This is a genomic window from Bartonella sp. AU16XJBT (assembly GCF_028618665.1).
GTDB lineage: Bacteria > Pseudomonadota > Alphaproteobacteria > Rhizobiales > Rhizobiaceae > Bartonella.
Genome location: NZ_JAQITF010000014.1, coordinates 1 through 26832, shown reverse-complemented (window position 1 = coordinate 26832; position 26832 = coordinate 1). Strand labels below are relative to the sequence as shown.

Sequence of the window (26832 nt, the reverse complement as noted above, 5' to 3'; positions counted from 1 at the left end):
ATCAGTTGACCACTTCCGGATCAGTTCTATATTCACTAACAATAAACCCTAGAGGATTTATCAGACGATTTTGGACAGAGATAGGGGCGTTGATGTATTCAAAGGTGAGAGTTGCAACCCAGTGGGTGATGAATTCTTTGTTGTTTTCATTGTCATGGATTGTTCTGTAGTAACGCACTTGGGCAACATCGTCATTGATAAAGGAGATTGATTTTATCGTGACGGTGACACTGGCGTGTTTATAAAGAATTTGAGGACTTTGGGGATTTCTTGCTCCATACCAGCTGGCAAATCTTTCCTGTTCTTCAGAAGAGGAGAGGAGAGAGACGGTTTCGAAGTTGTGTTGTGTTTCTTCTGTGGTGAAGCCTTCACGGGAGCGGACATATTTTGCAGCAAAATAGCGTGTGATTGCTTCGTCGACATTGGTGGGACCTTCTTTTAAGGCTTCCACAACTTCAGTGATGCCGGTTGAATTGTCCACACGGATGACAAAAGGTTCCACGGTTTTAAGGGGCGTGAGGGTGATGACCGCGAGAGAAGACATTATTGCAACCGCAACGGCTATGCCGGCAATGGCAAGCGAGACGCGGGTGGTGCGGCGTGAGGCGAGCATGCGATCTTGATCGAACGAGCGTGCTTCAGCAATGTATTGTTCTATGTCTTTTTCTTTCATGCTTTTTGCCCGCAATTTTTGTAAGATTTGATTTCTTCATCCGTTAATTTTTGTGCCAGAAGCATTTCCAGCTTCCCTTCTTTTAGGGTTGAAGGGGTGTTGTTACTGATGATAATGGGTGTGGGCGTGGGTTTTTTCCCTTCCCAATTCCACATTGATCTGTTGAGTGGACGTTTAGAATATCCATCACACTTTGGGAGTGACTTCAGTGTGTTTGGTGAAGACACACAGCCACTGAGAAGGAGAAATGGTAAGATAATCCCAATTTTTTTAAATTCCCGCATTTGAACTTAGACCTTTGCTAATAGTGATGCTAATTTTTTAACGCCCTTCGCTATCGTGTTGGCTGTTGCTTTAGCGGCGCGAAAAGCTTCTTTCCCAGCGCGTTGCGTTCCTGTTATTGCACTTGTGAGAGAAGCGCCCCCAGAGGCTAAAGTTGATGCGATATCAGGGAGTTTGAGGAAAATAAAAATACCAGCAATGCTAACACTCGAGAAGTTAATTACGGAAAGCATTATATCTTCAAGTGTTTCTGAGAAAATATTTATTACAAATTGGATATACAGACCACCAAGCAGCACGACTAATACCTGCAAAAGGATGAAATTTACAACTTGTCCTAACCATGCTTCTGTAAATTTTCTGGTTGCTGAAAACATAGAGAGGCTTATAAAGAGTGGTCCTATTGATAGGACAAGAAACAAACCTAGTTTAGCAAACATTGAGACGATAAAACCAATTGTAGCCAGTAACAAGGCATCTACTAAACAGATACAACCAGCAAGCCATGTGACAAGAAACTTCCCCGCTTCAGTCCATCCTGTGTACTTCTCTGATTCGTCAAAAACGTGTGCACCTGCTTGTCTTAACATATTGTCCCATACATTTTGATCCGAGTGTGCTGCACCTTGTGTGACATTTGCAATGGCATTCGGCAGATCATTAAAAAATATATCCCTAACCCACTCATTATAAAGAGCAGCGTTTGTAGCGAGAGCAACAATGATGCCGAGTTTGAAAGTTGTCACTATAAACTCCCATAAGGGCGTGGAAGAACGCCCATAGATGATATTGTATCCCATAAATATAACGTAGATTGTACAAGATAGTTTAAGCGGACCACTTAGCCCCGACGAAAGATGCTTGATAGTGTTATCCATTATATCTTCAAGAGTCTTCGTTACAGCGCTATTCATATCAGTAAATATGGTTATAGTTTCAAATGCCATTGCATGTCCATTTCATCAAATTTTTACAAATATGATTATTTCTGATTTAATTACTATCTTGTTTTTGTTCAGCTTTTTCTTTCGCTTCTTGTTCGGCTTGTTCTTTTGCTTTTTGTTCAGCTTTCCATTTTTCATGTTCAGCCCTAAGTTTATCCATACTTTTTTTCCGTTCCTCTGCTGCTTTACGAATTCTTTCTTCAGCTTGTGCTTTATATTCTTTTTCAAGTTCTAAAAATGCTAACCGCATGTTTTCACAATTCTTTGAAGTCCCTGCAAATCCACATTTAGCATCCCACTCTAGGCGTAAGTTTTTATCTTTTTTAAATTCTGCGACGCTGTAGGTTTTTTCACAACCAGCAGCGATAATTCCAGTGCCAAGTAGCAATGTTGTTATGAGAACTTTATTCATAGTATTTCCCCTTCTTTCTTTCAGTTTTACAAGGTTTGAGCACAATTTGTAAATTATGCTAGGTTATCGGTTTTTTATAACCAGTGATGATAAATCTAGGGCAGCGACATAATCTTGCCATAAATCTATTGTATAGCTTATAAGGTTCTTTAAGTTGAGCAGCTAAAGTGCAATAGTGATGTGTAATGGCGCTATCCATTGTTTTTGTAATGGGATCCGTTAACATATTGTCGATATAAGAAAATACGCCTTTGCTTTCTACTGCCATTGAGATGCTCCGCTCTTCATTATGTCTTAATGGTTATTTTGTTGTTCTTCTGCCGCCCGTTCTTTTGCTCTTCGTTCTTCTTCCGCGCGTGTTTCCGCTCTTTGTTTTTCGAGTATTTTTTGAGTATTAGCTCTCATTTTTTCAATCCAAGCTTTTTGTTCAGCTTGAAACTTTTCATCTATTTTGCGATTTTCTTCGTCAATTTTACGACTTCTTTCTGCTGCTTTTGCTTCATATTCTTTCTGAAGTTCTAAAAATGCTAACCGCATGTTTTCACAATTTTTTGAAGTTCCTGCAAATCCACATTTCGCATCCCACTCGAAGCGTAATTTTTCATCTTTTTTAAATTCTGCGACGCTGTAGGTTTTTTCACATCCAGCTGTGATGAGCCCTGTGCAAAGCAGTAATGCTGGTATGAGAACTTTATTCATGATTAATGATTGTCCTGTTTCTTTTCAGATTCTTGTTTATCGTCATTTGTAGAGCCAGTTCTCCCCCATCCCCATGTTGGAAGACTCTCACGATAAGCTTGCTCTGCGTTTTTACAATTTTGCGAATCGAGATCCCCTGATGTCATACATTTCATTTTCCATTTTTCGTATAATTTGTGATCTTTTTTAAATTCTTCTACGCTGTAGGTTTTTTCACATCCAGCAGCCATAAGCCCTGTGCAAAGTAGTAATGTTGTGATGGTGATTTTATTCATGATGAGACCCTTCTTTTTTACCCTTTATTGACCACGCAGTTTTTGAGCTAAAGCTTTATATCGTGCTTTAAATTCTTCCATTTCACGTTTTTCGGCTGCTTTTTCTTCTGCTTGTTGAATCATGGCGGCGGCTTGCATTTGAAGGACTTGTGTTTGGAGTTTTGCTTGTATCGCTTCTAGTTGTGCTTGAATGCCTTGAATTTTACCCGCATCTTCAGTACTTCCAAGTTCGTCAAGCAGCTTGTTAATGTTTTTTTGTGTTTCACTGGCTTCTTCGTAGACGTCTTGGCCTTTTGCCGCTTGTCCGACTACGCGCTGTTCGGCTCTTTTTACTTCCTCTGCGTAAAAAGCATCCACCGCTTCTTTTGATCCTGCTCCGCCTGAGGGCTCTTTGTATTTAAGTTCTTCTTGCCATTTTTGCGCGTTTTTGCTGCTGCTCCCGCCGCCGCCGCCGCCACCGCCACTACCGCCGCCGCTGCCCATCGATTGTTGAAAGTGATTAAAGTCAGAAGGAAGGGCGCCACTGCTCCCTTGCTTGTTAAACATTTCTTTCAATCCCGAGATGTCAGGCTTGACATTTAAAGAGTTATATAATTGTTTGGCTTGATCGAGTTGGCTCTTTAATTGCTCAAGCTGTTTTGCACCTTGTTGAATTTGTTCTTGCAATTTGCCAAGCTGTTGTTGGCCTTGTTGAACTTGTTTAATCATTTGTCCAAAAGCCTTGGGATCAAATACAATACCGCCAAAACCAAATGAATTGGTTGTTAAACCCAAAGAAATTGCACAGACGGCTGTTGCCAATAAAAGTTTTTTCATTGTTTTGACCTTTCTTGAAAAAGAGGAAGCCATTTTTCTGGAGATTCACCAACTTCATCCATAATGGTCTCTAGGAGTTCAATGTTCTTGGTGGTGCCACTTAAAATGGCTATTTCATCATCAAAGCCGCGTAAATTCAGCTCTGCTACAACTGAACTTTGCCCTTGTTTGATGAGAAAACGCCGTGACTCACGGCTTAATTCTGATTGTATCAGGTTAAATTCTCTGTCCGATAATTTAAAACCTTCTACATAATCCCCATGATTGCCCTTTTGATTGGGAAAATAAATCTGTGTTGGACATTGCTCTATAATGGTGTGGGCAATGGTCGAATTAATCGCATCTTTGGGGGATTGTGTCGCAAACAACATCAAACCATTTTGTTTCCGAATGGTCTTCAGCCTGTCTTGCGCAAAGGCTTTAAAGGAATCGTCTTCTAAGGCTTTCCAAAACTCATCAATGACAATGATAATACGACGCCCATCAATCAGAGACAGAATTCTATGAAAAAGATACATCATGAGCGGTGGACGAATTTCATTATTGTCTAAAAAATCCGTCATGTCATAACCAATAAATTTTGCATCAATGCCAATGTCGTCATCAGGATTGTCAAAAACCCACCCTAAGGCATTGCCTTTACACCATCTCTCTAATCGTCCCGCTATCCCCTCCCTGTGTGTGGTGTCAAAAAACATTTGTAAGGCGGAGATCGTCCGTTGTTCTTTTGGCAATAGAGCAAGCTGGTCAACAGCTGCCGTGATGTCTTGTCTTTCCGCTTCACTGATCTTTTGACCCTCAGCAGAAACAAGCTTGATAATCCATTGCCGCAAAAAGACTCTATCTGCTGGATTGTTATAGTCTAAGCCTTTTAGCGGTGCTATGCCTGTGGGTTTCCCATTTTTCAAAGGCATATAGGTGCCGCCACCCGCTCTGACAAAAAGTTCCGCACCACGATCCTTATCAAAAAAGACCATATTGGGATCATGCTTTTGAAGTTGTGCTAAAAGAAAATTGACAATAACCGTTTTCCCAGAACCAGAGGGACCACAAACAAACGTATTGCCTAAATCACCAAAGTGAAAGTTAAAATAAAATGGTGAACCAGCTGAAGTCTTCATCAAGGCTACCGCTGGTCCCCACACATTGCCATCTATTTTGCCAACCGGAAAAGAATGAAATGGAGAAAGCGCTGCATAATTGCGGCTTGTTATCGCCCCAGAACGCGTGCGATAGGCATAATTGCCAGGCAATTGTGCCCACCAAGCCGCTGCTAACCCTAAATCCTCCCGCGCTATCACAGCACCACCATCGGTAAGACGAGAACGCGCTTTGGCAAGATTATCCGCTAACTCTTGTGGCTCGTCGGCAAAAACCGCTAACGATAAATGATGCTCCCCTAAAACAAAACGATTCGATTCAAGATCATCAAGCGCATCATCTAGCTCCATGATTTGTGAGCCCGCACGGTCGCCCGTATTGACCATTTGATTCTGTTTGCGACCCATAATCTGCTTGGCAACATTTTTGCTCTTGAAAACAAAAGATTGCGTAAAAATAAACTCAAAAGGAAGCGTTAAAAGACCATCCGCCATGCCGACTCTCGTTTTTGCTGGATATTCTTTCCAACCAAACATGCCCGCAAATCGCTGTCCCGCTTCAGTGCGTATTTCTATGACTTCTTTTCCAAAAATAAGACGATCTGAGTAAACCGTCGAAGCTATCGTCCCCCATGTCAACGGTATGCGTTCACGACGCCCCCCCACCAATTGGTGAATAAACTCACTTTGCTGCGAATAAATATTGCCTTCATGTTCATAAAGACTCAATCTTCTTGCGCCATAACGCTCTAAATTTTGAATGACATCTGTCGTAATATCTTCAAGCTTGCGAATGGATTCTTCATCAACTTCCGTTTTTTCTTGCTTGGCTTTGCCTAAACGTTTGAAAAATTCCGCTAATTTATCCGTTTTATCAACGTGAGGATTCCACAAAATTGAAAGATAGAGTTCATTGCGATAAAGCTCTTGAGAGATCATCCGTTCGCGATATTTATCATCCAATTGCTTCGCAAATGTTGATCTGAAAGTACCATCCGGATAAACCGTTTCACGCTTCCTGATAATATGGCTATAAAGCGCTATCCGTTCATCAGCAATGTTTTTAAACAGATTATTCAGCTGTTCGTGAAGCACATTCAGATCAATAATATCCGCTGTCTCAAAGTTAATGCCTTCAAGTTTAACAACCATCATGAGCGCGCGTGAATCCAGTGCAATGACATGCTTGTTTACATGGCGCACGTAAGGGATGATCGCCTCTGGCTGCTTTTCACGCTTGCGCTCTGCTGTTTTCATTTTAATTCCTCATAATTACGAATTAATCGTAATGGAGAAATACTTCCTCCACCCCATAGACTAGAATTTCTGGAAAAAATAGTTGTCTTTTGCCATGTTAGAAGAATACGAAATTTGTTATGGTCATGTTTCAGGATTTCCTTGAATATGAAATGTATCATCACGCCAAAGGTTAGAAGAAAAATATTGCCTGCCATAATAAACAATATCATCGATCCTATCCCATTTAATCCCATAGCTTCCACCGTCACGCCTGCAATCATTGCAGGGCGCGTGCAAGCAAGAAACAACGTATCCTCCGTTAGCTTCTCATGCTCTTTCATGATTTTTGAAAATGCTAGAGCACGTTAATTAAGCTTTAAGCATTGATACGATTTGTGATGCACCCATAACAATACCAATGCCAACACAAACAAAAAATGCTTTACGCATTTCAACATAACCAGCTATCCATGCGAGCCCAACACCAGCAACCGCAATGGTGGCAATTGATGTTGCAATAGGTCCTGTTAAAGCTTTTACTATTTTTTGAAGTGCATCGTCAATTTTTCCGAAGCCTTCTGCAAATGCTGGTTCACTCAGTGCAAGGAAAGCAATAAAAAGCATCAATGCTGTGGTTAGCCATTTCTTTTGTGTGTTGGATAGAGTAGTTTTTTGTAAGGTATGTTCACAACTGAACAAATTATTCATGTTTTTCATGAAAATTTCCCCGCTTTATGTTTTAAGTTGATCGTAAAATTAATATTCGAAATATTAATCAGGAATCATATAAATGAAAAAAATAATTTTTTCTATCGATAAATTAATAATATTTAATATTTTCTCAGTTAATCAACAATAAAATAAAGTAATATTCAAAATGATACTTTTAAAACATCTTAGAGCAGCGCCTAAATATATTGTCTTAATTTGTATTATTATTTTGGGGTACTTTTATTTAAGTAAAAATAATGAACAACTTATGCAAACTTCTTTTTTAAAAGGATCAGAAAAAACAATAGAAAATCCCATTCAAAATCCAAAGTCACAATTGATAGATTATGCAAATCAACAAGATGCAAACCAACAAAATGTGGTATTACATTCAGAACCAATCGCATCACAATTTTATGAAGAAAATGTGCCGGTTTATTCCGGTGCTATTCAGGTCACAAGTGGTGTGACCTTTAAAATGATCACACCCGTGGATGATGGATGGAGAAAAAAGATTGTCCGTGATATCCGCTTATATGGTGTGGAAAGCTGTGAAATGAGGCAATTTGCCTCACGCAATGGCGTTAAGTGGCCGTGCGGTGCTTTTGTAACGGCTTGGCTTGTTTCAAAAACAATCGACAAAAATGTTACCTGTCGGCAATCCCGTGTCATTCAACAGGTTCATTATGCACAATGTTTTGTGGATGGGGTTGATCTGGCACGTTTGGGGCTTGCAGAAGGGTTGATGGTGTTGACAAAAGATCAGCATAATTTTCCATCTCCTGCAGACTATAAAAATTTACAATTGACAGCTCAAAAAGAAAAAAATGGCTTGTGGTCAAGCCAATTTCAACATCCAGAAGATTGGCGAAGAGATCACGGGAGTTATAATCCCATTGACCATAATTGATATTGACCATAACGGATAAAGCGCCTTCTTCGGTGCTGTTTAAAAATGAAGACAATATTCCACAACGAGTCTTAACACACAAAAGTTGACTACAAGCCCCATAGGTCTTAGTGGACAACTCTCATCATGAAAAATTAATGTGTTTGGAAAAATGCTGTGTTTAAAGTTTGCGTATTTGTATAGATTGTTCACTACAGCGCTATATGGGAGCGCGCTCCCTTTTCCTATATGTTATTTCGCTTTTTTTAATGAGAGGCTATCCGCTTCTCAAACTCTCCGAAATGTACCCCAAAATCATGACATCAAACCAGCGTTTGTTAAGAAAATTAACAAGCCTTAGATTTTAATTAAGGTTAGGCAAAGCCTTTAAAGGCACGCCTAATGGGGGAGGACCTTAACCTAGAACCAAATGGCTTGCCTTCTCCTTCTCACGCGGTTTTAAAAGCATGGTTATAGGCAAAAGTTTATAGAGCGGTTATAGTTGTAAATCGAAGAAACTAAAAAGAAGATTGCAACCCCTAATTTTACCATATTAAAAATCTTTTTAATATAGGTTTTACCTTGACATGCTTTTTTCAAAGCTATGGTTTATTTTCAGAAATAGATGGTAGCTTCTTTATTTCGAGATTGATAACTCACATTTTATGTTCGTAGGGTATTTATTTAAAATGCATGACTACGATCTGTAGAGGTTAATTCTTCATCAAAAAACTTTTTAGCTTGTTCTTCTTGTTGGGCTTTACGTTTTTCCTCTTCACTTTTACCACAACCAGCAATACTTAATCCTATAGTCAATATAGCCATGCATATTAAAATAATTTTTTTCATTTTATCCATCTTTAAATATCATATGTATTAATAGTATTATTCAAGATGCAAAGTAATCTCTTTACTGTATCGGAAGACAGGTTTAGTGATTATAATTTTGTTTTTTAATTAGCGTTGTTAATGGGAGAATGTGTAAACAATTACTGTAAATACCTTATAAGCTTATCATCATAAAACATGAGAAGGAAAGAGCCAAAACTTGAAATAAACAACAAAATCATAATGTATATTAATGATATTGACCAACTTATCGTTAAAAGTTGTATTGCAATAGAAATTCTGGCTAATGCCGCAAAACATATAACCATTATAATGCTTAGTATTAAATTTTAACGGCCCACAAAGCCATAAAAGAAAAAAGGGCAATCCCTTTTTGCCTATCTGTAATTTTGGCATTATTTCCCCCTCACGCACTTAAATCAAGATGCTTCATAGTATATACAATGCGATAAATGATACAAGTTATTTTTTTGTAAAATCTTCGATATCTGTTTGATATTCATCGGATGAAATATCCGGTTTGGTAGAGGATGGTTCTATTTGATATTCTTTCCTAAAAGTAATTTTATCTTCTTTGGAGAATGGAATAGGCCCCACCCAATGTTGATTAGGTGATTTTGGTTTCAAAACTTCTTTGTTTGTGAGTTTGTTTAAACCACTGTAAAATGCTCTATCGGTTATATTGAGTTTTTACTTATTAATTCTTCCATCATAACACATAAGAGAGATGCTTTCGTCATGATTGACTTGATGAGCATAATATGTTTGCAAGGATAAGATAAAAGCGACAAGATAGATCAAAGATTGCTTAAATCCCAACAACGAATACCTTTATGATTTTTTTTCGTTTTCTTTTTAAATCACGTGAATTGTAGGTATATCAATTACTTTTTGAGTGCCATTTCTGTTGTATGATACGTGTCTTAATAATCTAGTTATCAGTACAAATTTCATTTTCATGGAGGGAGGGATTTTTGTATGAAGAATATGTTCTTGTCACAATTTAATTTCTTTCATTTGAATGTTCATATGTTGGCAGAAATATTTTTTTCAGAAAAACATGAAATAAATTTGGCAATAACTGAAGATTCCATTCTTAATGTAAGGTGAATTTATTGCTACGTATGGAAATTCTATTACCACAAATAACTGTTGGTATACTCAGCTAAACAAAGAAAGCAAACCGTTAGGTACGATCAGTGTTCTTTCATGAATGATAGTGTGCATTCTACTAAGGACTTAGAAGAGCAGATTATTGTCAATGTTGCGTGCATTTTTAATCCAAAGAAGCAGGAATAAAAGTTTTTTAGTTTTGACTTTGATACTCCAAAACAGATTAATCCGCACGAATACAGTGGTTTTGGAGAAAGCTGTTTGAAAAATGTTGCTTGTGTCTCAAGACAAAAAACGAGCATTATCACCAACAACCTTTTTTCGTGGTGCAGCTGAGTTAGAAAAAGTTGGTATTATTGCTAAACAAAATCATAGAGCTTGGTATTTTATCAATTCAAACCTTGTTTTAATGGAAAGCATGCTGTTCTCACAACGATACCGGATTGAAGAATAGAAATACGGAGACCTAATTTTAACTATGTTGAATTTTTTATTTATTCTTTTCAAGTGAGTTATATTTTGACTCATTTGGTAAAAATGTAAGTCATTTCAAATAGAAGGGAAACACAATGGCAGAAAAATAAAAATCCAACTGTGTAAAGGGCTTCTAAAATATCTATACAAATACACTGTACAGTAAATTAAAGTTAAAACACATTTTCCAGTTTAATTTATCATAACATATTTTGTAAGAGGAATTTTGTGAAAAGGGATATTTTTTGCCTCTGTTAGGAGGAAAAAAACGTCTGGTAGAAAACTAACTTCAAAGCACTGGGAATATATAAAAATTGCTGATCATGCCAATATTGGTCATATTAGTAGAAGCCAACTTATTTTTCTCGTACAGGAATTACTTTCAATTGGGTTTATAAAAGGAACGGAAGTTCTTTTATTGACTAAACTTTTAAATACTGTACCCGTTACGTCTTTTGAAAAAGGTAAAATTCTAATAGCTTTTAAAAGAAATTATAAGATTGGTCTGGAAATCGGTTGTACTACTGTTCATGTAAGTAGATGACTTCCGCATCTTTTTGATAAAGGTCTCATTATTGTTATGCGCGGTTCTGGTAATTGTAAACGGTATGCTCTTGACTCTGATGCAAATATAATAACCGCTTGTGGTATTGATCTTAGCATTTTAATTGCTCATTATCACGAATTTCAAGATTGTATTACTAAAGTTTAAAAAGCAAAAAAACGCAAAATTGATGCAACACAAAGGTTTCATGGCCTTTATTGCCAATTTTTGCGGCGTTACGATTGTAATTTGACAGTAGGTTTTATACTCAATGGGATTACGATAGGAAGACGTGATAGTTTATTGTTTTTATATACAATTTTTACCATTAAATGCACGTTTTGTCAAAATGGATTTTGACAGTTAAAATTGTAAAAAAAGCCAAAAATGGCAAAAATCGGAATTTGACGGTAAAAATGAGAAAAGGCTTTGAAAGGTCTTTGAAGATTTTAAAAAGTCTGTAAAAGTCAAGAAAATCGGCTTTGAAGACCCTTTGAAAAAATGAAGTAAAAAGTGAATCTTACTACTGCAAAATCACCTAAAAATGACCAAAAAAGCAAAAAGGATTTCTATATGCGTGGAAATCTCTAAAAATTGAATAAAAAACACTGCTTATTAATATATTTATTAGTTATTTAATGTAAAAAGATTTCCACTTTCATTTTTCCTTTTAGAGGGGCGCCGTATCTTATGTAGCTTCTAGATATGCTCTTTCAGCCTCGATTTGATGTTTTAAATGCAGTTTTAGAAGAGGAAAAGTTGCTTCCAACTTTTTCCGTGTCGTTGATGTTTTGAACAAGCTTTTGCAACTTTTTATAAAGTTCTGCTGCGAGTTCCGCGATATCTTCAGGGGAGAGTTCAATATTTGCATCGCGATAGGTTGTATAGGTTAGGCGAGCGAGCTTTTTATCAGTCCAGCATGAATGGTATAATGATAAAGCCCCATAATATAAAATTCTTAGGGCATCAGCATCTTTAACGTTTATAAAGACAGAAAGATGGCACAGTCATACACTTTGCTTACTTCTAATATTGCTACAATCCTTGGCTTTTGAGATGATTCATGAAGAGTCCGTTTTTATTCCTTTTTTATTTGATTTAACATATCCAGATTTGAAATGAGATAATCTTACAATATTTGGTGTTTTTTGTTGAATTTGAATAACGATAAATTATCATTATGAAACAATATAGTGATTATCAGTTCCTTGGTAAGAAATATTTCCTATAAAAGCGCATATCTTTATAAAGATATATGCTTTTAGTCTTTTATGACTTTAGAGAGGCTATACCAATTGATGCTGTCAAAATACTGTTTAGGCAGCAATGTCAATAAATCTTCGACAAATTTACGAGATTTGGATTGAGGAAGTATAAACCTTTGTAACTCAGCAAGAGTGCTTTTGTTGTTTTCAATAAACTCTTATGTTCTATAGATTTCGCGAATTTTAATGTGTTTTCCTATGGTGAATACGAACATAGCATACAATTTTTCCTATTGTGTAATGTATTTAATAAGCTGAGTGGTGCGTGGTTTTAGCATAGCAATTTTCACATCTTATTGAGCAAGGCATCGTAATATTCTTTTTTTTGACAAATCTAGTCTATTTATCAGGATGGGCACCTGATGTTGGGACTAGGATATTGGATTTGAGAGAGATAAGCAGTTTACCGGTAGATTTGATTTCCCAAAAAGTTAGATTTCCCAGAAAATGAGATTTTTATGCGTTCGTCTCTCAGCTTTTTTGCTTCTTTTAAAGCATGTGCAATGGTTAGACTTATGGTTTCTAGATGAGGGACCATGTTTTTTCTTCTTCACATTGAGATGCAATCGCTCCGTGTTGTGAAGCACGCATTTATTGAAGTTATTATAAAAGGAGAGAAGTGAGAAGGGGAGGACATTTGGGTAAAAATTCCCCCTTACAAGAGTTTACAAATTGATATATTCAAGAGTTTTTTATAATAAATCACGCCATACTGCCATTGCTTCTAAGACTTCTCCTAAATGAGCATGTTTTGCGATAACTGTTTCGGCACCAGCTTCTGCAAGTGCATTAGAGTGGCCAAGATAGCTATGTGATCCTCCCGTAAAGCCGATGACACGCATGCCTGCTGCTATGGCGGCATGGACACCGTGAAGTGAGTCTTCTATAACGATCGTGTTTTGAGGCTCTACCTGTAATTGTTGTGCGGCAAAAAGGAAAATATCAGGGGCGGGTTTCGTTTTTTTTGTTCCAACTTCAGGTGCTGAAAATATTTTACCTTCAAAAAGGTCATAGAGACCAACAGTGGTGAGCATCTCTTTTATATCTACGCTTTTTGCATTAGAGCAGATACAATAGGGATAGCGTGTTTGAATAATTTCTATGGCTTCTCTTACATCATCAATAGCCCGTAATTCAGTTTTTATTTGTGTACGAAAAATATTGGTCATCTGATCTATGAGATGAGCAGAAATTGGTTTTTCTGTTTCCAGTTCAACGTGTTTAAGAATATCGCGAAAGATAAGCCCTGCAAAACGCTCACTCAATTCTTCCGCTGATATTTCATATCCTGTTTGTTTAAGCAATTGAGATCCAATTTTTGCTGCAAGATATTCAGAGTCGACGAGAACTCCGTCACAATCAAAAATAACAAGATCTATCTGAGGCATAAGATATTCCTTTACATGTTACGAGATGGACAATTTTCATGAAAACAATATCATGAACACAATATTAAGAGGACCTTATTTCATAAAAATACGCTTTGAAAATGATTTTTAATTCTTTTACGAAATAAAAGATATGGGAACAGTACATTAAAAAAAGAAAAATAAAGATTCATTCATATGAAATTTTTTTTACTTAAAAAAAAATAGAAACGAATATCAATTTTGCAGAACTTTAACGATACGTTTACTCTATTTTGTAAATATGGATTGGTAATGCGGGCCTATAAACTATTTTGATTGATTATAGGGCAAATTCAGTTCATTTTGTTGGGTTTTTCATGACAGTTATTCAGCTTCAAAAAGATTTCATTCGTACTCCCTCACAGATGCCATGGCGCAATAAAATTTTTAAAGGAGATTGTGTTGCCGTTTTAGAAAAATTGCCAAAACATTCCGTTGATATGATCTTTGCGGATCCCCCCTATAATTTGCAATTGGATGGGGCGCTATACCGTCCAGATCATTCGCTTGTTGATGCGGTTGATGATGCATGGGATCAGTTTGAGAGTTTTGCTGCTTATGATGCTTTTACCCGCGCATGGTTGCTTGCGTGCCGTCGTGTGTTAAAACCCAATGGAACGCTTTGGGTTATCGGATCTTATCATAATATTTTTCGAGTTGGGACAGCCTTACAAGATTTGGGTTTTTGGATGCTTAATGATATTATTTGGCGCAAAAATAATCCGATGCCTAATTTCCGAGGGCGCCGCTTTCAAAATGCCCATGAGACGCTTATTTGGGCTGTGCGAGATCAAAAAGATAAAAAGTATACCTTTAATTATGATGCCCTAAAAGCAGCAAATGAAGATTTACAAATGCGTTCAGATTGGCTTTTCCCTCTCTGCACTGGAGCTGAACGTTTAAAGGATGATGCAGGGCGTAAATTACATCCAACACAAAAACCACAAGCGTTATTAGCGCGTATTATTATGGCTTCTAGTAAACCGGGTGATGTTATTCTTGATCCGTTTTTTGGTTCGGGAACAACGGGTGCTGTTGCCAAGCTCTTAGGGCGTGATTTTGTTGGGATTGAACGTGAGCAAGATTACATTGATGCAGCATGTGAGAGAATTGCGGCGGTTAAACCTTTAGCGCAACCAGAACTGGCGATTTTGGATAGAAAAAAAGCAGAACCACGTGTAGCATTCAATAGTTTGCTTGAAGCAGGTTTACTCTATCCTGGAGAAGTTCTTTATGATCGCAAGAAGCAAGTATCTGCTATTGTAAGAGCTGATGGTACGATCATGCATGGTGGTGAAGCAGGTTCCATTCATGCAATGGGAAGAAAGGCTCAAGATTCACAGAGTTGTAACGGTTGGACTTTTTGGTATTATGAGGAAAATGGACGGTTGAAGTCCATAGATCATTTAAGGATGATCATACGTTCACAAATGTTAAAAACGGGTGTCTTATGAACTAAGATGATCGCTTCATTTTATTGACATGTGTAGCCGCTCTTAATTGAGAGAGACATGCGGGCAATTTATGCCTTTTTAAGCGTTATCTATATGCTAGTTTTACTTGCAAGCGGCAAGCGAGTGTTTTTATGTGTCTTGTCGAAGAACTTAAAATGAAGAAGTTTCACTCTATGTTCTCATTCAAGTTCCAAAATAGTCAAATTATCAATCGAGATACTTTTGTGAAAATGAAATAATAGGATTAAAAAATTCGTTCAGAAGTTCAAAATTAAGTGTTTTGGGGGAGGGAGAATGTATATCTATGGATGTGCGTGCAATATTGCAATATATGTGACTTATAAAGATAAGTTGGAATTGTTCAACTTGAATTATAACCCACCGAATATCGTGAGATTTTCTCATTTCAAACCTATTTTATATTGAAGCAATCAAAATCACTTTCTTGCGTATCATAAGCGGGGGCGGGTGAGTAAAAATTGCTAAAGAAAGGATTAAAAATACCTCTTATGAACTATCTCAAGTGCCCAAGGGTTGTCGACAACATTGGAGATTGGGCAAAGTGTGTGATGGTGCCGGTTTGCTCCTTATATTAAGTGAAAAGAGGATAAATCCTGAAATTTAAATCTAAGATTTCTAAGCTTTTCTATCCCTTCTTAATTTTTATCTGTAGAAAAAATTGATCATTTCACTTCCTTAAATTTTTCTTTTACAGAGGAAGAAATAGTCACTAGAGATAGCACAAGTTTCTGTGAGCAAAAATTTTATAGGGAAGGTTATTAAAATCTGAAAGAATTGGGAAGTGCTATGGAGATTGCTTTTTTCATAACAGTAGGGAGCGCTTCTTTGGCAAGATGCTGAATGTTGCACCACCAACCATTATCACAATTCATTTCATGAATATCCTCAGTATAGTAAACATCGAGTTTTAGAGAGAAGTGCGTAAAAACATGGGTAATTTGTCCTTTGAATTGCCAATTGGCAGTAAAGGGTGCGTTTTGGAGCCCATTTTCATTGTTCATGCCAATATTATTAGGAATTTGGGTCATTCCGCCAAGGAGTTTTTGCGTCTGTCGTTTTTCCAAATAAATTTGTCTCTTTTTATTAAGGACCACAAAAGCAGTACCTGTTTTTGAAGGGCGTTCTTTTTTAGGAGCTTTGACTGGAAAAGCTTCTGTTTGTTGCATCTTTGCGGCTTTACATAAACTTTGAAGAGGGCAGATATAACAAGATGGTTTGCGTGGAGTACAAATTGTTGCTCCCAAATCCATCATTGCTTGAGCAAAGTCGCCAGGACGATTTAAAGCAGTAATTTTTTGTGTTTGTTCTTTAATTTCAGCTTTTGCTTTTGGTAATATTGAAGTGATAGCAAAAAGGCGAGCGACCACACGTTCAACATTACCATCAACCACTGCTACAGGGTGGTTAAAAGCAATTGCGGCAATGGCCGCGGCCGTATAATCTCCAATACCCGCGAGAGTTCGCAATGCTTTTACAGATTGTGGAAATTGTCCCGCGTAGTTTTCAACAAGCTGTCTTGCACATTTTTTAAGATTACGTGCGCGTGAATAATAACCAAGTCCAGCCCATGCTTTCATGATGTCTTCTTGTGAGGCTTTTGCTAAAGAAGAAAGATCAGGCCAAAGTTTCAGAAATTTTTTAAAATAGGGCTTAACCGTTTCAACGGTTGTTTGTTGAAGCATGATTTCAGAAAGCCAAACTTGATAAGGATCAGGACGGATACCTTGTTTTTGCTCTTTGGGGGTAATCCGCCATGGGAGATGTCGGTGATTTTGATCGTACCAAGAAAGGAGGTGCGAAGAAATTTCATACATGATTGTTTTCAAGCATAGGGAGATGTAAAATGCAAAAGAAAAAAGCATTTATTTGGTAATTCATATTTTTTGCTCTTTATATTTTTATTGTCGAGATTCTGGTGAGGAGAGAATTTCTATTGTGTTGATATTTTATAAATTGGGAAAGCGATAATTTTTAGATGAAACAAATGATTGTAATTGAGTAAATAGTTGAACAATGATCTAAAAATGAGAAAACAACACAAAAAATATGCTTTTTATTCTCTTTCTGAGACGGTATTGAAAATACTTGATCCAGTTTTACGCAAACGGACAGGGCTTAATGTCGCGCTTATAGAGCATTGGTCACAGATTGCGGGCTATGATATCAGTGAGCATACAATGCCCCTTAAAATTATTTGGAAACGTCGCGCAGATCAAGATGACATTTTTAAGCCAGGAACACTTGTTGTCGCATGTGAAGGATTTGCTGCATTAAAATTGATGCATGAAACAGAGGAATTGCTTCATAGAATTAATGGATTTTTTGGCTATATTGCTATTGATCGCATCAAGATTGAGCAAAGGAGTATGCCGGTTTTTATGAATCATATGCCTCTAAAGACAGCTTTGAGTGAAAAAGACAAAAAATGCTTGGAAAAAATGCTTGAAGGAATTGAAGATAAAAGCTTACGCCAATCACTTTATGAACTTGGCTGTTGCATTTTCTCGGAAAAAAATAATAAATAGCAAGATATTTTATATATTTTTCTTTAATATATGAGAAAGCATTGGATTCCTATTCGTTTAATAACAACAGAAAAGTATTATTTATGGTAAAATATCGCTCTTTTTTATCTTTCGGAATAATTTTTCTCTTCATAACGATTGTACAAAACAGTGTAACAGTTGCTTTAGCTCACGGGGTCAAACCCGTTGCAACAGTGGATATGGCTGAGCTTCTTCAATCGGGTAAAGTAAAGGATCGCTTTGAGGGAGAGGTGGATGCACCAGTCATCATTGTTGAGTATGCTTCGTTGACATGTACGCATTGTGCGCATTTTTATAATGATATCCTTCCTCAAATTCGTAAAAAATATATCAAAACAGGAAAAGTGAAAATGATTTTCCGCGATTATGCTTTTGATCCTCGGGCAACAGCAGGTTTTATGTTAGCACGATGCGCACCAGAAGATCGCTATTTTCCTTTGATAGAAGTTTTATTTCAAAAACAAAATGAGTGGGTTTGGGGAAAAGATGCTCTGACACCGTTAAAAAAAATTAGCTTAATGGCGGGTTTTACAGATGAAAGTTTTACTGCGTGTCTGAAAAATCAGTCCATTTTAGATGAAGTGAATGCATCTTTTGAGCGTGGTAAAGAACTTGGTGTCACAGCAACACCTACTTTCTTTATCAATGGTGATAAATATGAAGGTGCTATGAAAGTAGAAGAGTTTTTTTCGGTGATTGATAATCATCTTAAAAACTAAATTTTAATCTTCCAGAAGGTGGATAAGTGAGACTTGTGGTCCTTTTTCTTTTGGAAGGATTGGTATTATGCATTTATGAAGCGATATTTTTTGTTTTACCGATTTTAAAATCAAAACATTGCTTTTAAATGAGCCTAGGTTGAATGATGTTTTGACTAACATGGGAGGATTTGTACAATGAAAAAATGGGTTTATAGTTTTGGAGATGGCAGCTCAGAAGGAAGGGCAAGCGAGCGTAATCTTCTCGGAGGTAAAGGCGCTAATTTGGCAGAAATGAGTAATCTTGGTTTGCCTGTACCGCCCGGTTTTACTCTGACAACAGAAGTTTGTAATTTTTATTATGCCCATGACAAATCATATCCAGAAGAGCTACAAGAATCTGTGAACAAAGCACTAAGACGCGTTGCTGAACAAACAGGACGTGAATTTGGCAATGAACAAAGACCACTTTTGCTTTCTGTTCGTTCAGGGGCACGGGCTTCTATGCCAGGGATGATGGATACAGTGCTGAACCTTGGCATGAATGATGAAACTGTAAAAGCGATTGCTTTACAAGCCAATAATGAACGTTTTGCTTATGATAGTTATCGGCGTTTTATCCAGATGTATTCTAACGTTGTTTTGGGGTTAGACCATTCGTATTTTGAAGAGATTCTTGATGAAGCAAAAGCACGCAATGGTTATACTATTGATACAGAAATGACAGCAGATGATTGGAAGAATGTTATTATTTCTTATAAAACCTATGTTGAAGAAAAATTAGGAAGCCCTTTTCCACAAGATCCGGAACAACAGTTATGGGGGGCGATTGGAGCCGTTTTTTCAAGTTGGATGACAGCACGCGCAGTTACTTATCGTCGTTTACATAGCATTCCTGAAAGTTGGGGAACGGCAGTTAATGTGCAAGCGATGGTTTTTGGTAACATGGGAGAAGATTCGGCAACAGGTGTTGCTTTTACACGCAATCCGTCGACAGGGCAAAAAGAACTTTACGGTGAATTTTTAGTAAATGCGCAAGGAGAAGATGTTGTGGCGGGTATTCGAACGCCTCAAAATATTACAGAAAATGCACGTATTGTTGCTGGTTCAAATAAGCCGTCTTTAGAAAAAATCATGCCCGAAGCTTTTTTGAAGTTATGTCAGATCGCACAAAAACTTGAGCAGCATTATCGGGATATGCAAGATCTCGAATTTACCATTGAAAAAGGTAAATTATGGATGCTGCAGACTCGTTCAGGAAAGCGCACAGCGCGTGCGGCTCTCAAGATGGCAATTGAAATGGTTGAAGAAGGGTTAATCAGTCGTGAAGAGGCTGTGATGCGTATTGATGCAAAATCACTTGACCAACTTTTACACCCAACATTGGATCCCAAAGCAGAACGTTTGATTATCGGACGTGGTTTACCGGCTTCTCCTGGAGCCGCAACGGGTGAAATTGTTTTTACTTCAGAAGAGGCAGAAACAGCATTGGCAGAAGGGCGCAAAGTTATTTTGGTTCGTGTAGAAACAAGCCCAGAAGATATTCATGGTATGCATGCTGCTGAAGGAATCTTAACAACGCGTGGCGGCATGACAAGCCACGCTGCTGTTGTAGCGCGGGGGATGGGAAAGCCATGTATTTCTGGTGCTGGCAGTGTGCGAATTGATTATAACACAAATACACTGCTTGCCTCAGGAGAAAGTTTTAAAAAGGGTGATATTATCACGATTGATGGTGGAAGTGGGGAAATTTTCAAAGGGAAGGTCGCGATGTTGCAGCCTGAGCTTTGCGGAGACTTTGCAAAATTAATGGAATGGGCTGATGGGATGCGACGTATAAGAGTTCGCGCCAATGCTGAGACACCATCTGATGCCCGTATGGGGCGTTCTTTTGGGGCTGAAGGTATTGGTCTTTGCCGTACGGAGCATATGTTTTTTTCTGGTGAACGTATCGTTGCCATGCGTGAAATGATTTTAAGCCATGATGAAAGTGGACGTCGCAAAGCATTAGCCAAGCTTTTGCCAATGCAGCGTTCAGATTTTAGTGAATTATTTGAAATTATGTCTGGTTTACCTGTGACCATTCGCTTGCTCGATCCACCACTCCATGAATTCTTACCAAAAACCGATGCAGAAATTCTTGATGTTGCAAAAGCTATGGGCGTTTCTGCTGAAGTGCTTTCTGAACGTGCACAGCAGTTGCACGAATTTAACCCTATGCTTGGGTTACGAGGATGCCGTTTAGCTATTACTTATCCTGAAATTGCCGAAATGCAAGCGCGGGCGATTTTTGAAGCAGCAACAGAAGCTGCCCAAAAGTCCGGATCTTCTGTCATGCTTGAAATTATGGTACCACTTATTGCACTTAAATCTGAACTCGATTTTGTAAAAGCGCGTATTGATGCGGTTGCTGAGGAAGTGATGAAAGAAAAGGGAAGCACTATTCAGTATATGGTTGGGACCATGATTGAGCTTCCAAGAGCAGCGCTTCGAGCCGATGATATCGCTGAAACGGCGGAATTTTTTTCATTTGGAACAAACGATTTGACACAAACTACTTTTGGAATTTCCCGTGATGATGCTGCTCCTTTTTTGGCAACCTATTTTCAAAAAGGTCTTTTAGAGCTAGATCCTTTCATATCTATTGACCGTGATGGTGTCGGAGAACTGATTAGCATTGCTGCACAGCGTGGACGCTCAAAGCGTGCAAAAATAAAATTGGGAATTTGTGGTGAACATGGAGGCGATCCTGCTTCTATTGCCTTATGTGAAGAAAATAACCTAGATTATGTGTCATGTTCTCCTTTTAGAGTTCCCATTGCTCGCTTAGCAGCAGCACAGGCCGCAATAGCAAAAAGGATATAATGGGTTAATATTTTTTATTGTATCGTTACTCTTGAAATAAATTTTTATATACATTCTTTTTATTTCCTTCCTTAAGGAAAATAAAAGCACTTCTAGAATGCACTATAAGTTATATCACGTGAAGAAAGTATATTTTTGAGAGATTTATGAGAGAAAATATAAAGCAGGATAGAACAAAGATGTATTATTAATATACTTTCAATATTGACGGGACTTTTGATAGAGAGTGACCCACTATTGTGTAGTTGATTCACACATTTGCTTTTTAATAGGGGGATGGTCTTCTCACCCAAAACAGAATGTTCCAAACAAATGCATTTATTTTGTGCATTTATGGACTGTTTTGAAGAAACGTCTTTTAACCCATTTCACGTCATCACTCGTGAAATGGGATTATTTAAAATTCCCTGAAATTATAAAATCCCCCCCAGTGTTTATAAAACCCACTGTACGCTATCATCTTTACGCTTGTGAAGGAATCTAAAATTTATATAAGATATTGATTATAATAATAATAATTTTAATTTTTCATATTGAATGAGAGTCCCAACTATCATAAGATTTTCTTATTTCAATTTCTTTTATAATTGAATCAATCAAAACCATATTTTTTGCTCTTTACAGGCCGGGAGAACCACGTAGATAAAAAATAAAGCAAGGATATGCCTCTTATGAATCGTTTCAAGTGCCAAGAGCTATCGCAACATTGAAGGTAGGTACAGTGTGGTAATTGCTTCACAAGCGTCAAGATGATAGCGCCTAGTGGAGCTGCTATTATATTATTCATAGGCGTTATTGCAAAATGGGCTTAGGTACTTTGAGAGATGCTTCTCTAAAGAAAGCCTCGTGAATGGCAAAGTATATTCCGTTTGGGACACGTTTTGTTTTACGTGAGAGGGTGAACCTAAAAAGACACGTGATAAATAAAAGTGTGAGAAATAAGCTCCATCATTTATAAAAGAAAGCACTGCTTTAGATATCTTGGAAAGTCGTAAAGCTGAATGAAAAGAAAATGGTCAAGATGAGAAGTGGTTTCTATCCTTAAAACTTTATATTCTATCCAAATTAAGCTTCCTCCCTGTTTTAAGAGATTACACAAACAGAGATATACAATACGTTTGCACCCATTTGGCATTAAAAGCTACAAGAGCAGAGAAAGTACGCTCTAGTCTTTATCACAAACATGCGATTGAATGAGGATTGAATATTTCTTTACAAGCAATAACAAAAGCACGGTTTTTTTAGAAAACAATGCCATAAAATACAAAACTTTTCAGTAATGAATTGGAGAAATGTGCCGGCTTTTTTAAAACACTTTGCAAAATAAAAACCATAACGCCATTGATTTTTCGCCCACTTATTCTTACAGGTGTTCATACATATTCTTTGCGTCATATTCACAAAATCAAATTGACAGTAATATGGATAATTTCTGGCTCGAGAATATGAAAGGAAGGCGTGATGCAACAACAGAATTTCGTATTCATTTATCATCAGAAGCAATAAAAATTTTAAAACAAGTGCTTTGCTCTCTTACAATGATTTCTTTTTTCTGTAACTGGTCGTGCCCTCCTTGCGAGCAAATTATATGATTGAATATGGAATGTGTAAGAAAACCATTCTGATTATTTAATATAAAAGGGGTTGCGGTGGAGGAATATTTTTATATTGGGGGACATTAAATAAGCAGATGATAAATGATCATTATTAATCAAGAGATTGTTTTTATAATAATAGATGAATACGCTTTAATTTAATAAACCAATTTCACGCATTTTCATCAAAATTGTGTGGTTAATTTTTCCCGTGATAGGAAGATCAAACATTTTTTGAAACTGTTTTAAGGCTTCTATCGTCTTTTGATCTTCTATTCCTGTGACAAGAACTTCTTCATGACCAAAATTACGTAAAGCTTTTTGCACCTGTAAAATATCTTCAACAGAAAGATCTAAAATAGCTTCTTTCGAATTTGTTATATTTCTTGTTGTTGTATTATTTGCCATTTCTATTTCGCTCTGTTTAATTAATATCGCAATTTCATCTGTTGTGGGATTGGATAAAACATTATTTTGCCTTTTTTGAGTAGCTTGTTGTTCCGATAAAGCGATGGCACGACGCGTTTTAGGTCCATCCAGTCCATCTAAAGGTCCATCATAAAGTCCTAATTCTGCGAGTTCTTTTTGCTTTTCCAGCATGCTTGCTGATTGAGGGGGAAAAGGTGAATTTGTGTGGTGATGATTTGGAGAATGGAGTGAAGTTACACGAGAGAATTCTGGTGATTTTGCTTCTTTTTCGGATAAATTAGAGTTTTTTCCTATACTTTGAGCAGAAGAAAACGTCATTTGAGTTAAAATATTTTGATGTGTTGTCATTTGTGAAAATAAAGCATTAAATGAAACAAAGAAAAAACTGATGATAAAAAGAAGAGAGCCAACAAAAAATAAAGTATTTTTTCGTGTATAGAAATAAAGAGTTTTTGCGATCCAAAAAATAAAATGAAAAATTATCAGGAGAAGAGTGATAAAAATACTACTATGGTATTTACGCTGTTTTACAGTTTTTTTTCGGGACGTCTTTCGCTTTTTTGCCATTAGTTTTGATTTTCAGTTGCGTTTATTTTTCACAAAGAAACGAATGTAAATTATTTCTTATTTCAAGCTAGAAAGAAGTGCATTGATATTATTGCTTTTTCCTTTCAAACTTCTCAAATAAGCAGTTTCATTATATCCATTTATAAGTCGATAAATCAATAAGAGCTCTTATCAACTTTTATCAATTTCATATTTTACAAATCTTTAATATGTCAAAGAAAACACCAAATGATTAATACTCAAGATCATGTTGATGTTTTCAAACGAGCATTATCACATCTAATCATCTAAACAATAATACATTCTCCATTTTTGGAGCATATGCTTGCCTATTGTTTAAAATCAAGTTGAGAATATTTTCCTATCACGCTAAACTAATGATAATCATCATTATTCTTTATAATTTACATATAGAGGGTTACTTATTCGTAAACGGTTTGGTAAGAACGATTATCTCTTAATGGTATTATATTTTTGCATAAATTCCTTCTATTCATATTCAATAATTTTCATAAGTATTAATTAAATTGATGTTTACAATGTTATAGAAAAATCTTGGCTTGAGATGAAATTATAAGAGATGCATCTATTTTTTGAATATTTTTATCGACATGTTGATCATTTTCATAACATGCCAGTAAAAATTTTATAGACAATATAAAATATTATAACGACAGAGAGTCCAAATAACAAATTTTGACTCTCCTTTAGCCCTTTCAACGAAGCTTAAAATGATGGATTATTATTTAAAATAAGTATGTACACAATAGAGAAAATAAATTGGATATGTGTGTAATTCTTATCTTATCGCTACACTTTCTTGTGGAATAAAAGGCTAAAAATGCGGGGTGTAAACTTCCTACTCCTTATGCACGATTATGATTATCTCTCTTATTTTTTATCATCGTTCATTATATATAATAAGCTTTTAACTATATGATATTTCATCATAATTTTGGTGTTATTTTTTTTACCGAATAGACAATGTATCCCATTTTTATACAGCGACATTGTAATCATATTTATAAAAAAGCCAATGATATAGGACCAATAAATGAGTACTCCATTTTATAAAAAAATCATTTTATAAATTTTTTATAAAGAAGCAGTGTGTAAAATACTCCTTTTATTGCATTTACCACTGCACTACATTGATTGCCCATGATACGTTTTTTAATCAAATTATCATTTTTTTTGTTTTTTATTTTTATCATTATTTCATTTTTTGTAGCAAATCCAAGCAGTAACCATTCTTCTAACTCAAAAAATAATGAGATAATAACAAGCGATGTGATTATTGCTTTTAAGGAAGCTTTAAATGACTTAGGAACATTTTGTGATCGTAATATAGAAACCTGTAAAGTAGGGAAGTCCTTTTTAAGTTTACTTGGCGAACGCGCATATTACGGTGCAAGAGCTGCTTATGAATATTTAGGGCACATATTAGGGAACAAAAATATATAGATATTCTCCCTAATGCTTCTCAAAAAATGGAAATACAAGAATTCTTACAAAATCATACAATGTTATCCTAAAATAAGAATTTTTAACGTTCTTCATATTTGTTATGTTAGGAAAAATAAATACTTATCTATCAATAAATATATTCAACATGATTATTAAAAGGAAACAGGACTAAGATAATGGCGGAAACAATCAATAATATTATAGAGAACTTTTCGCTTTTGGATAATTGGGAAGATCGTTATCGTTATGTCATTGAGCTTGGCCATGAATTGCCGCCTTTTCCGGAAAGTGCTCGAAACGATGCCCACAAAGTTCCTGGTTGTGTCAGCCAAGTGTGGCTTTTATCGTCACGTAATAATTCAGAAGACCCAATCTTAACATTTCAAGGTGATTCTGATGCCCATATTGTACGTGGACTCATTTATATTCTTCTTGCTTTTTATTCAGGTAAAAAAGCCTCTGAAATTCGCAACTCTGATGCTCAAGGCCTCTTTGAAAAACTTGGTTTGAATGAAAATCTTACACCTCAACGATCCAATGGTCTGAAATCAATGATCAAACGAATTCGTAACGAAAGCTATATATAACTCCCCTTCTAAAAATTGCGACACACACAAAAAAACACCACAGAAAATGTGCATTCTAAAAAGCAATTTTATATATAAATTTATACAGAAACCATAAAATATGACTATTTAGCTTTTTTCCGTTTGCTTTTGCGTCCAAGGCCCATTTCTTTGGCTAAAGCTGATCGTGTTTTTGCATAATTAGGCGCCACCATAGGGTACGAACTATCTAACTGCCATTTTTCACGATATTCCTCTGGCAACATCCCATAATGTGTCATGAGATGACGTTTGAGAGATTTGAATTTTTTTCCATCTTCAAGACAAATTAGATAATCAGGAAATACTGAACGCTTTGGATTAACGGCAGGCCTTTGTTTTTCGACTTCGGCTTCTGTTAACTCTAAATTCCCTGCTTTACGAAAAGCAGCATGGACATCAGCAATCAAACTTGGCACTTCAGTCGGTCGAATAGAATTATTACTCACGTAGGCAGCAACAATATCAGCAACCAATGTAATAACTAAATTGCTTTCAGTCTCTAAGACTGCACGATGTTCCATTCTTGTTTCCTTTAATTCAAAATCGAGTAATTCAAAATCGAGATATAGTGCATATACTCATAATATAAAGATCTCATGCACATGGGTTTCATATTGTACAAAAATCTTTTTTGTCAATTCAATTATTCTATAAAATTGCCAAAACACAAAAAAATCAAATAAACACCTCTTTTTTGTCATAATATACAATAAGAAAAACGAAATTCTCACATGTTAAAATATGATTTTATTCTATCACATATCATACATAATATGTGATATATCACAAATATAAAAAATATAAGATAAAATTTATTTATTTTTTTTGAGAATGTAAAAATAAAATTACAAATTATAAAAATACAATATACAAAATATTATTTTTATT

The 26832-nt window shown here is 36.3% G+C and carries 24 protein-coding genes and 2 pseudogenes; 9 read left to right on the top strand and 17 right to left on the bottom strand.

The window, feature by feature from the left end; translation table 11 throughout:
* Position 1: 1 nt before the first annotated feature.
* The 11 genes from PVV66_RS07715 to PVV66_RS07665 are packed head-to-tail and all read right to left on the bottom strand — an operon-like array spanning position 2 to position 7157.
* On the bottom strand, positions 2-673 hold the full coding sequence (locus tag PVV66_RS07715) for a virB8 family protein (RefSeq protein WP_273717680.1): 672 nt from the start codon (positions 671-673) through the stop codon (positions 2-4).
* On the bottom strand, positions 670-957 hold the full coding sequence (locus PVV66_RS07710; RefSeq protein WP_273717679.1) for a type IV secretion protein VblB7: 288 nt from the start codon (positions 955-957) through the stop codon (positions 670-672). Before PVV66_RS07710 ends, PVV66_RS07715 begins: the two co-directional genes overlap by 4 nt.
* Before the next feature lie 6 nt (positions 958-963).
* The gene (locus tag PVV66_RS07705; RefSeq protein ID WP_273717678.1) at positions 964-1902 is read right to left on the bottom strand and encodes a type IV secretion system protein; all 939 of its coding nucleotides are present in this window, start codon (positions 1900-1902) and stop codon (positions 964-966) included.
* 46 nt (positions 1903-1948) lie between these two features.
* The gene (locus PVV66_RS07700) at positions 1949-2311 is read right to left on the bottom strand and encodes an EexN family lipoprotein (protein WP_273717677.1); all 363 of its coding nucleotides are present in this window, start codon (positions 2309-2311) and stop codon (positions 1949-1951) included.
* Between the two features lie 58 nt (positions 2312-2369).
* Positions 2370-2579 (bottom strand): hypothetical protein, encoded by a 210-nt coding sequence (locus PVV66_RS07695; protein WP_273717676.1) that lies wholly within the window; start codon positions 2577-2579, stop codon positions 2370-2372.
* A gap of 26 nt (positions 2580-2605) precedes the next feature.
* Positions 2606-3010 (bottom strand): EexN family lipoprotein, encoded by a 405-nt coding sequence (locus PVV66_RS07690; RefSeq protein WP_273760969.1) that lies wholly within the window; start codon positions 3008-3010, stop codon positions 2606-2608.
* 2 nt (positions 3011-3012) lie between these two features.
* Entirely contained in the window at positions 3013-3285 is a 273-nt protein-coding gene (locus PVV66_RS07685) for an EexN family lipoprotein (RefSeq protein WP_273717675.1), read from the bottom strand.
* Between the two features lie 24 nt (positions 3286-3309).
* The gene (locus tag PVV66_RS07680; RefSeq protein WP_273717674.1) at positions 3310-4101 is read right to left on the bottom strand and encodes a type IV secretion system protein; all 792 of its coding nucleotides are present in this window, start codon (positions 4099-4101) and stop codon (positions 3310-3312) included.
* Entirely contained in the window at positions 4098-6458 is a 2361-nt protein-coding gene (locus tag PVV66_RS07675; RefSeq protein WP_273717673.1) for a VirB4 family type IV secretion/conjugal transfer ATPase, read from the bottom strand. The genes PVV66_RS07680 and PVV66_RS07675 overlap by 4 nt, the downstream gene beginning before the upstream one ends.
* A complete protein-coding gene (locus PVV66_RS07670; RefSeq protein ID WP_273717672.1) occupies positions 6455-6781 on the bottom strand; it encodes a type IV secretion system protein VirB3 in 327 nt (108 codons plus the stop codon). Before PVV66_RS07670 ends, PVV66_RS07675 begins: the two co-directional genes overlap by 4 nt.
* A gap of 28 nt (positions 6782-6809) precedes the next feature.
* Positions 6810-7157 carry a TrbC/VirB2 family protein gene (locus PVV66_RS07665; protein WP_273717671.1) on the bottom strand — a complete coding sequence of 116 codons (348 nt, stop codon included), beginning with the start codon at positions 7155-7157 and terminating at the stop codon, positions 6810-6812.
* Positions 7158-7317: 160 nt separating this feature from the next.
* Between PVV66_RS07665 and PVV66_RS07660 the strand changes: the two genes are divergently transcribed.
* The gene (locus PVV66_RS07660) at positions 7318-8061 is read left to right on the top strand and encodes a nuclease (RefSeq protein ID WP_273717670.1); all 744 of its coding nucleotides are present in this window, start codon (positions 7318-7320) and stop codon (positions 8059-8061) included.
* A 663-nt stretch (positions 8062-8724) separates the two neighbouring features.
* On the opposite strand, the gene PVV66_RS07655 is transcribed toward PVV66_RS07660, so the two are convergent.
* On the bottom strand, positions 8725-8889 hold the full coding sequence (locus tag PVV66_RS07655) for a hypothetical protein (RefSeq protein ID WP_273717669.1): 165 nt from the start codon (positions 8887-8889) through the stop codon (positions 8725-8727).
* Between the two features lie 1381 nt (positions 8890-10270).
* Between PVV66_RS07655 and PVV66_RS07650 the strand changes: the two genes are divergently transcribed.
* Together PVV66_RS07650 and PVV66_RS09680 are read left to right on the top strand one after the other, a co-directional pair.
* Positions 10271-10456, top strand: coding sequence for a hypothetical protein (locus tag PVV66_RS07650; protein WP_273717668.1), 186 nt, complete (start codon positions 10271-10273; stop codon positions 10454-10456).
* Between the two features lie 258 nt (positions 10457-10714).
* Positions 10715-11188 (top strand): annotated as a pseudogene (locus PVV66_RS09680) (helix-turn-helix domain-containing protein).
* A 520-nt stretch (positions 11189-11708) separates the two neighbouring features.
* Here the strand turns inward: PVV66_RS09680 and PVV66_RS07645 are convergent.
* Positions 11709-11928 (bottom strand): annotated as a pseudogene (locus PVV66_RS07645) (transcriptional regulator); the annotation flags it as partial.
* Between the two features lie 1049 nt (positions 11929-12977).
* Positions 12978-13673 carry an HAD family phosphatase gene (locus PVV66_RS07640; protein WP_273717667.1) on the bottom strand — a complete coding sequence of 232 codons (696 nt, stop codon included), beginning with the start codon at positions 13671-13673 and terminating at the stop codon, positions 12978-12980.
* 386 nt (positions 13674-14059) lie between these two features.
* Between PVV66_RS07640 and PVV66_RS07635 the strand changes: the two genes are divergently transcribed.
* A complete protein-coding gene (locus PVV66_RS07635; RefSeq protein WP_373925582.1) occupies positions 14060-15148 on the top strand; it encodes a site-specific DNA-methyltransferase in 1089 nt (362 codons plus the stop codon).
* A gap of 779 nt (positions 15149-15927) precedes the next feature.
* On the opposite strand, the gene mutY is transcribed toward PVV66_RS07635, so the two are convergent.
* Positions 15928-17031: an A/G-specific adenine glycosylase gene (mutY, locus tag PVV66_RS07630; protein WP_273717666.1), complete on the bottom strand. Its 1104-nt coding sequence runs from the start codon at positions 17029-17031 to the stop codon at positions 15928-15930.
* 162 nt (positions 17032-17193) lie between these two features.
* Here mutY and PVV66_RS07625 point away from each other — a divergent pair, with 162 nt between their 5' ends.
* The 3 genes from PVV66_RS07625 to ppdK all read left to right on the top strand — a co-directional run bounded on the left by PVV66_RS07625 (position 17194) and on the right by ppdK (position 21278).
* Positions 17194-17694 carry a DUF721 domain-containing protein gene (locus tag PVV66_RS07625; RefSeq protein ID WP_273717665.1) on the top strand — a complete coding sequence of 167 codons (501 nt, stop codon included), beginning with the start codon at positions 17194-17196 and terminating at the stop codon, positions 17692-17694.
* 83 nt (positions 17695-17777) lie between these two features.
* Positions 17778-18434, top strand: coding sequence for a DsbA family protein (locus tag PVV66_RS07620; RefSeq protein WP_273717664.1), 657 nt, complete (start codon positions 17778-17780; stop codon positions 18432-18434).
* Between the two features lie 177 nt (positions 18435-18611).
* Positions 18612-21278, top strand: a complete 2667-nt coding sequence (gene ppdK / locus PVV66_RS07615; RefSeq protein ID WP_273717663.1) for a pyruvate, phosphate dikinase — start codon at positions 18612-18614, stop codon at positions 21276-21278.
* Between the two features lie 1748 nt (positions 21279-23026).
* Here the strand turns inward: ppdK and PVV66_RS07610 are convergent.
* Positions 23027-23869, bottom strand: coding sequence for a peptidoglycan-binding domain-containing protein (locus tag PVV66_RS07610; RefSeq protein WP_273717662.1), 843 nt, complete (start codon positions 23867-23869; stop codon positions 23027-23029).
* Positions 23870-25030: 1161 nt separating this feature from the next.
* Between PVV66_RS07610 and PVV66_RS07605 the strand changes: the two genes are divergently transcribed.
* The gene (locus tag PVV66_RS07605) at positions 25031-25333 is read left to right on the top strand and encodes a DUF5330 domain-containing protein (RefSeq protein WP_404977247.1); all 303 of its coding nucleotides are present in this window, start codon (positions 25031-25033) and stop codon (positions 25331-25333) included.
* Between the two features lie 179 nt (positions 25334-25512).
* On the top strand, positions 25513-25923 hold the full coding sequence (locus tag PVV66_RS07600) for a SufE family protein (protein WP_273717661.1): 411 nt from the start codon (positions 25513-25515) through the stop codon (positions 25921-25923).
* A gap of 104 nt (positions 25924-26027) precedes the next feature.
* On the opposite strand, the gene PVV66_RS07595 is transcribed toward PVV66_RS07600, so the two are convergent.
* A complete protein-coding gene (locus tag PVV66_RS07595; protein ID WP_273717660.1) occupies positions 26028-26465 on the bottom strand; it encodes a MucR family transcriptional regulator in 438 nt (145 codons plus the stop codon).
* Between the last annotated feature and the right edge of the window lie 367 nt (positions 26466-26832).

What these genes read in the sequence shown, in the direction of transcription:
- PVV66_RS07685 (WP_273717675.1), bottom strand. Translation starts at nt 3,285, where the DNA reads ATGAATAAAATCACCATCACAACATTACTACTTTGCACAGGGCTTATG.
- PVV66_RS07625 (WP_273717665.1), top strand. Translation starts at nt 17,194, where the DNA reads ATGAGAAAACAACACAAAAAATATGCTTTTTATTCTCTTTCTGAGACG.
- PVV66_RS07655 (WP_273717669.1), bottom strand. Translation starts at nt 8,889, where the DNA reads ATGAAAAAAATTATTTTAATATGCATGGCTATATTGACTATAGGATTA.
- PVV66_RS07650 (WP_273717668.1), top strand. Translation starts at nt 10,271, where the DNA reads ATGTTGCTTGTGTCTCAAGACAAAAAACGAGCATTATCACCAACAACC.
- PVV66_RS07675 (WP_273717673.1), bottom strand. Translation starts at nt 6,458, where the DNA reads ATGAAAACAGCAGAGCGCAAGCGTGAAAAGCAGCCAGAGGCGATCATC.
- PVV66_RS07690 (WP_273760969.1), bottom strand. Translation starts at nt 3,010, where the DNA reads ATGAATAAAGTTCTCATACCAGCATTACTGCTTTGCACAGGGCTCATC.
- PVV66_RS07600 (WP_273717661.1), top strand. Translation starts at nt 25,513, where the DNA reads ATGGCGGAAACAATCAATAATATTATAGAGAACTTTTCGCTTTTGGAT.
- PVV66_RS07705 (WP_273717678.1), bottom strand. Translation starts at nt 1,902, where the DNA reads ATGGCATTTGAAACTATAACCATATTTACTGATATGAATAGCGCTGTA.
- PVV66_RS07680 (WP_273717674.1), bottom strand. Translation starts at nt 4,101, where the DNA reads ATGAAAAAACTTTTATTGGCAACAGCCGTCTGTGCAATTTCTTTGGGT.
- PVV66_RS07715 (WP_273717680.1), bottom strand. Translation starts at nt 673, where the DNA reads ATGAAAGAAAAAGACATAGAACAATACATTGCTGAAGCACGCTCGTTC.
- PVV66_RS07700 (WP_273717677.1), bottom strand. Translation starts at nt 2,311, where the DNA reads ATGAATAAAGTTCTCATAACAACATTGCTACTTGGCACTGGAATTATC.
- PVV66_RS07660 (WP_273717670.1), top strand. Translation starts at nt 7,318, where the DNA reads ATGATACTTTTAAAACATCTTAGAGCAGCGCCTAAATATATTGTCTTA.
- ppdK (WP_273717663.1), top strand. Translation starts at nt 18,612, where the DNA reads ATGAAAAAATGGGTTTATAGTTTTGGAGATGGCAGCTCAGAAGGAAGG.
- PVV66_RS07620 (WP_273717664.1), top strand. Translation starts at nt 17,778, where the DNA reads ATGGTAAAATATCGCTCTTTTTTATCTTTCGGAATAATTTTTCTCTTC.
- mutY (WP_273717666.1), bottom strand. Translation starts at nt 17,031, where the DNA reads ATGCTTTTTTCTTTTGCATTTTACATCTCCCTATGCTTGAAAACAATC.
- PVV66_RS07605 (WP_404977247.1), top strand. Translation starts at nt 25,031, where the DNA reads ATGATACGTTTTTTAATCAAATTATCATTTTTTTTGTTTTTTATTTTT.
- PVV66_RS07670 (WP_273717672.1), bottom strand. Translation starts at nt 6,781, where the DNA reads ATGAAAGAGCATGAGAAGCTAACGGAGGATACGTTGTTTCTTGCTTGC.
- PVV66_RS07635 (WP_373925582.1), top strand. Translation starts at nt 14,060, where the DNA reads ATGCCATGGCGCAATAAAATTTTTAAAGGAGATTGTGTTGCCGTTTTA.
- PVV66_RS07695 (WP_273717676.1), bottom strand. Translation starts at nt 2,579, where the DNA reads ATGGCAGTAGAAAGCAAAGGCGTATTTTCTTATATCGACAATATGTTA.
- PVV66_RS07710 (WP_273717679.1), bottom strand. Translation starts at nt 957, where the DNA reads ATGCGGGAATTTAAAAAAATTGGGATTATCTTACCATTTCTCCTTCTC.
- PVV66_RS07665 (WP_273717671.1), bottom strand. Translation starts at nt 7,157, where the DNA reads ATGAAAAACATGAATAATTTGTTCAGTTGTGAACATACCTTACAAAAA.
- PVV66_RS07595 (WP_273717660.1), bottom strand. Translation starts at nt 26,465, where the DNA reads ATGGAACATCGTGCAGTCTTAGAGACTGAAAGCAATTTAGTTATTACA.
- PVV66_RS07610 (WP_273717662.1), bottom strand. Translation starts at nt 23,869, where the DNA reads ATGGCAAAAAAGCGAAAGACGTCCCGAAAAAAAACTGTAAAACAGCGT.
- PVV66_RS07640 (WP_273717667.1), bottom strand. Translation starts at nt 13,673, where the DNA reads ATGCCTCAGATAGATCTTGTTATTTTTGATTGTGACGGAGTTCTCGTC.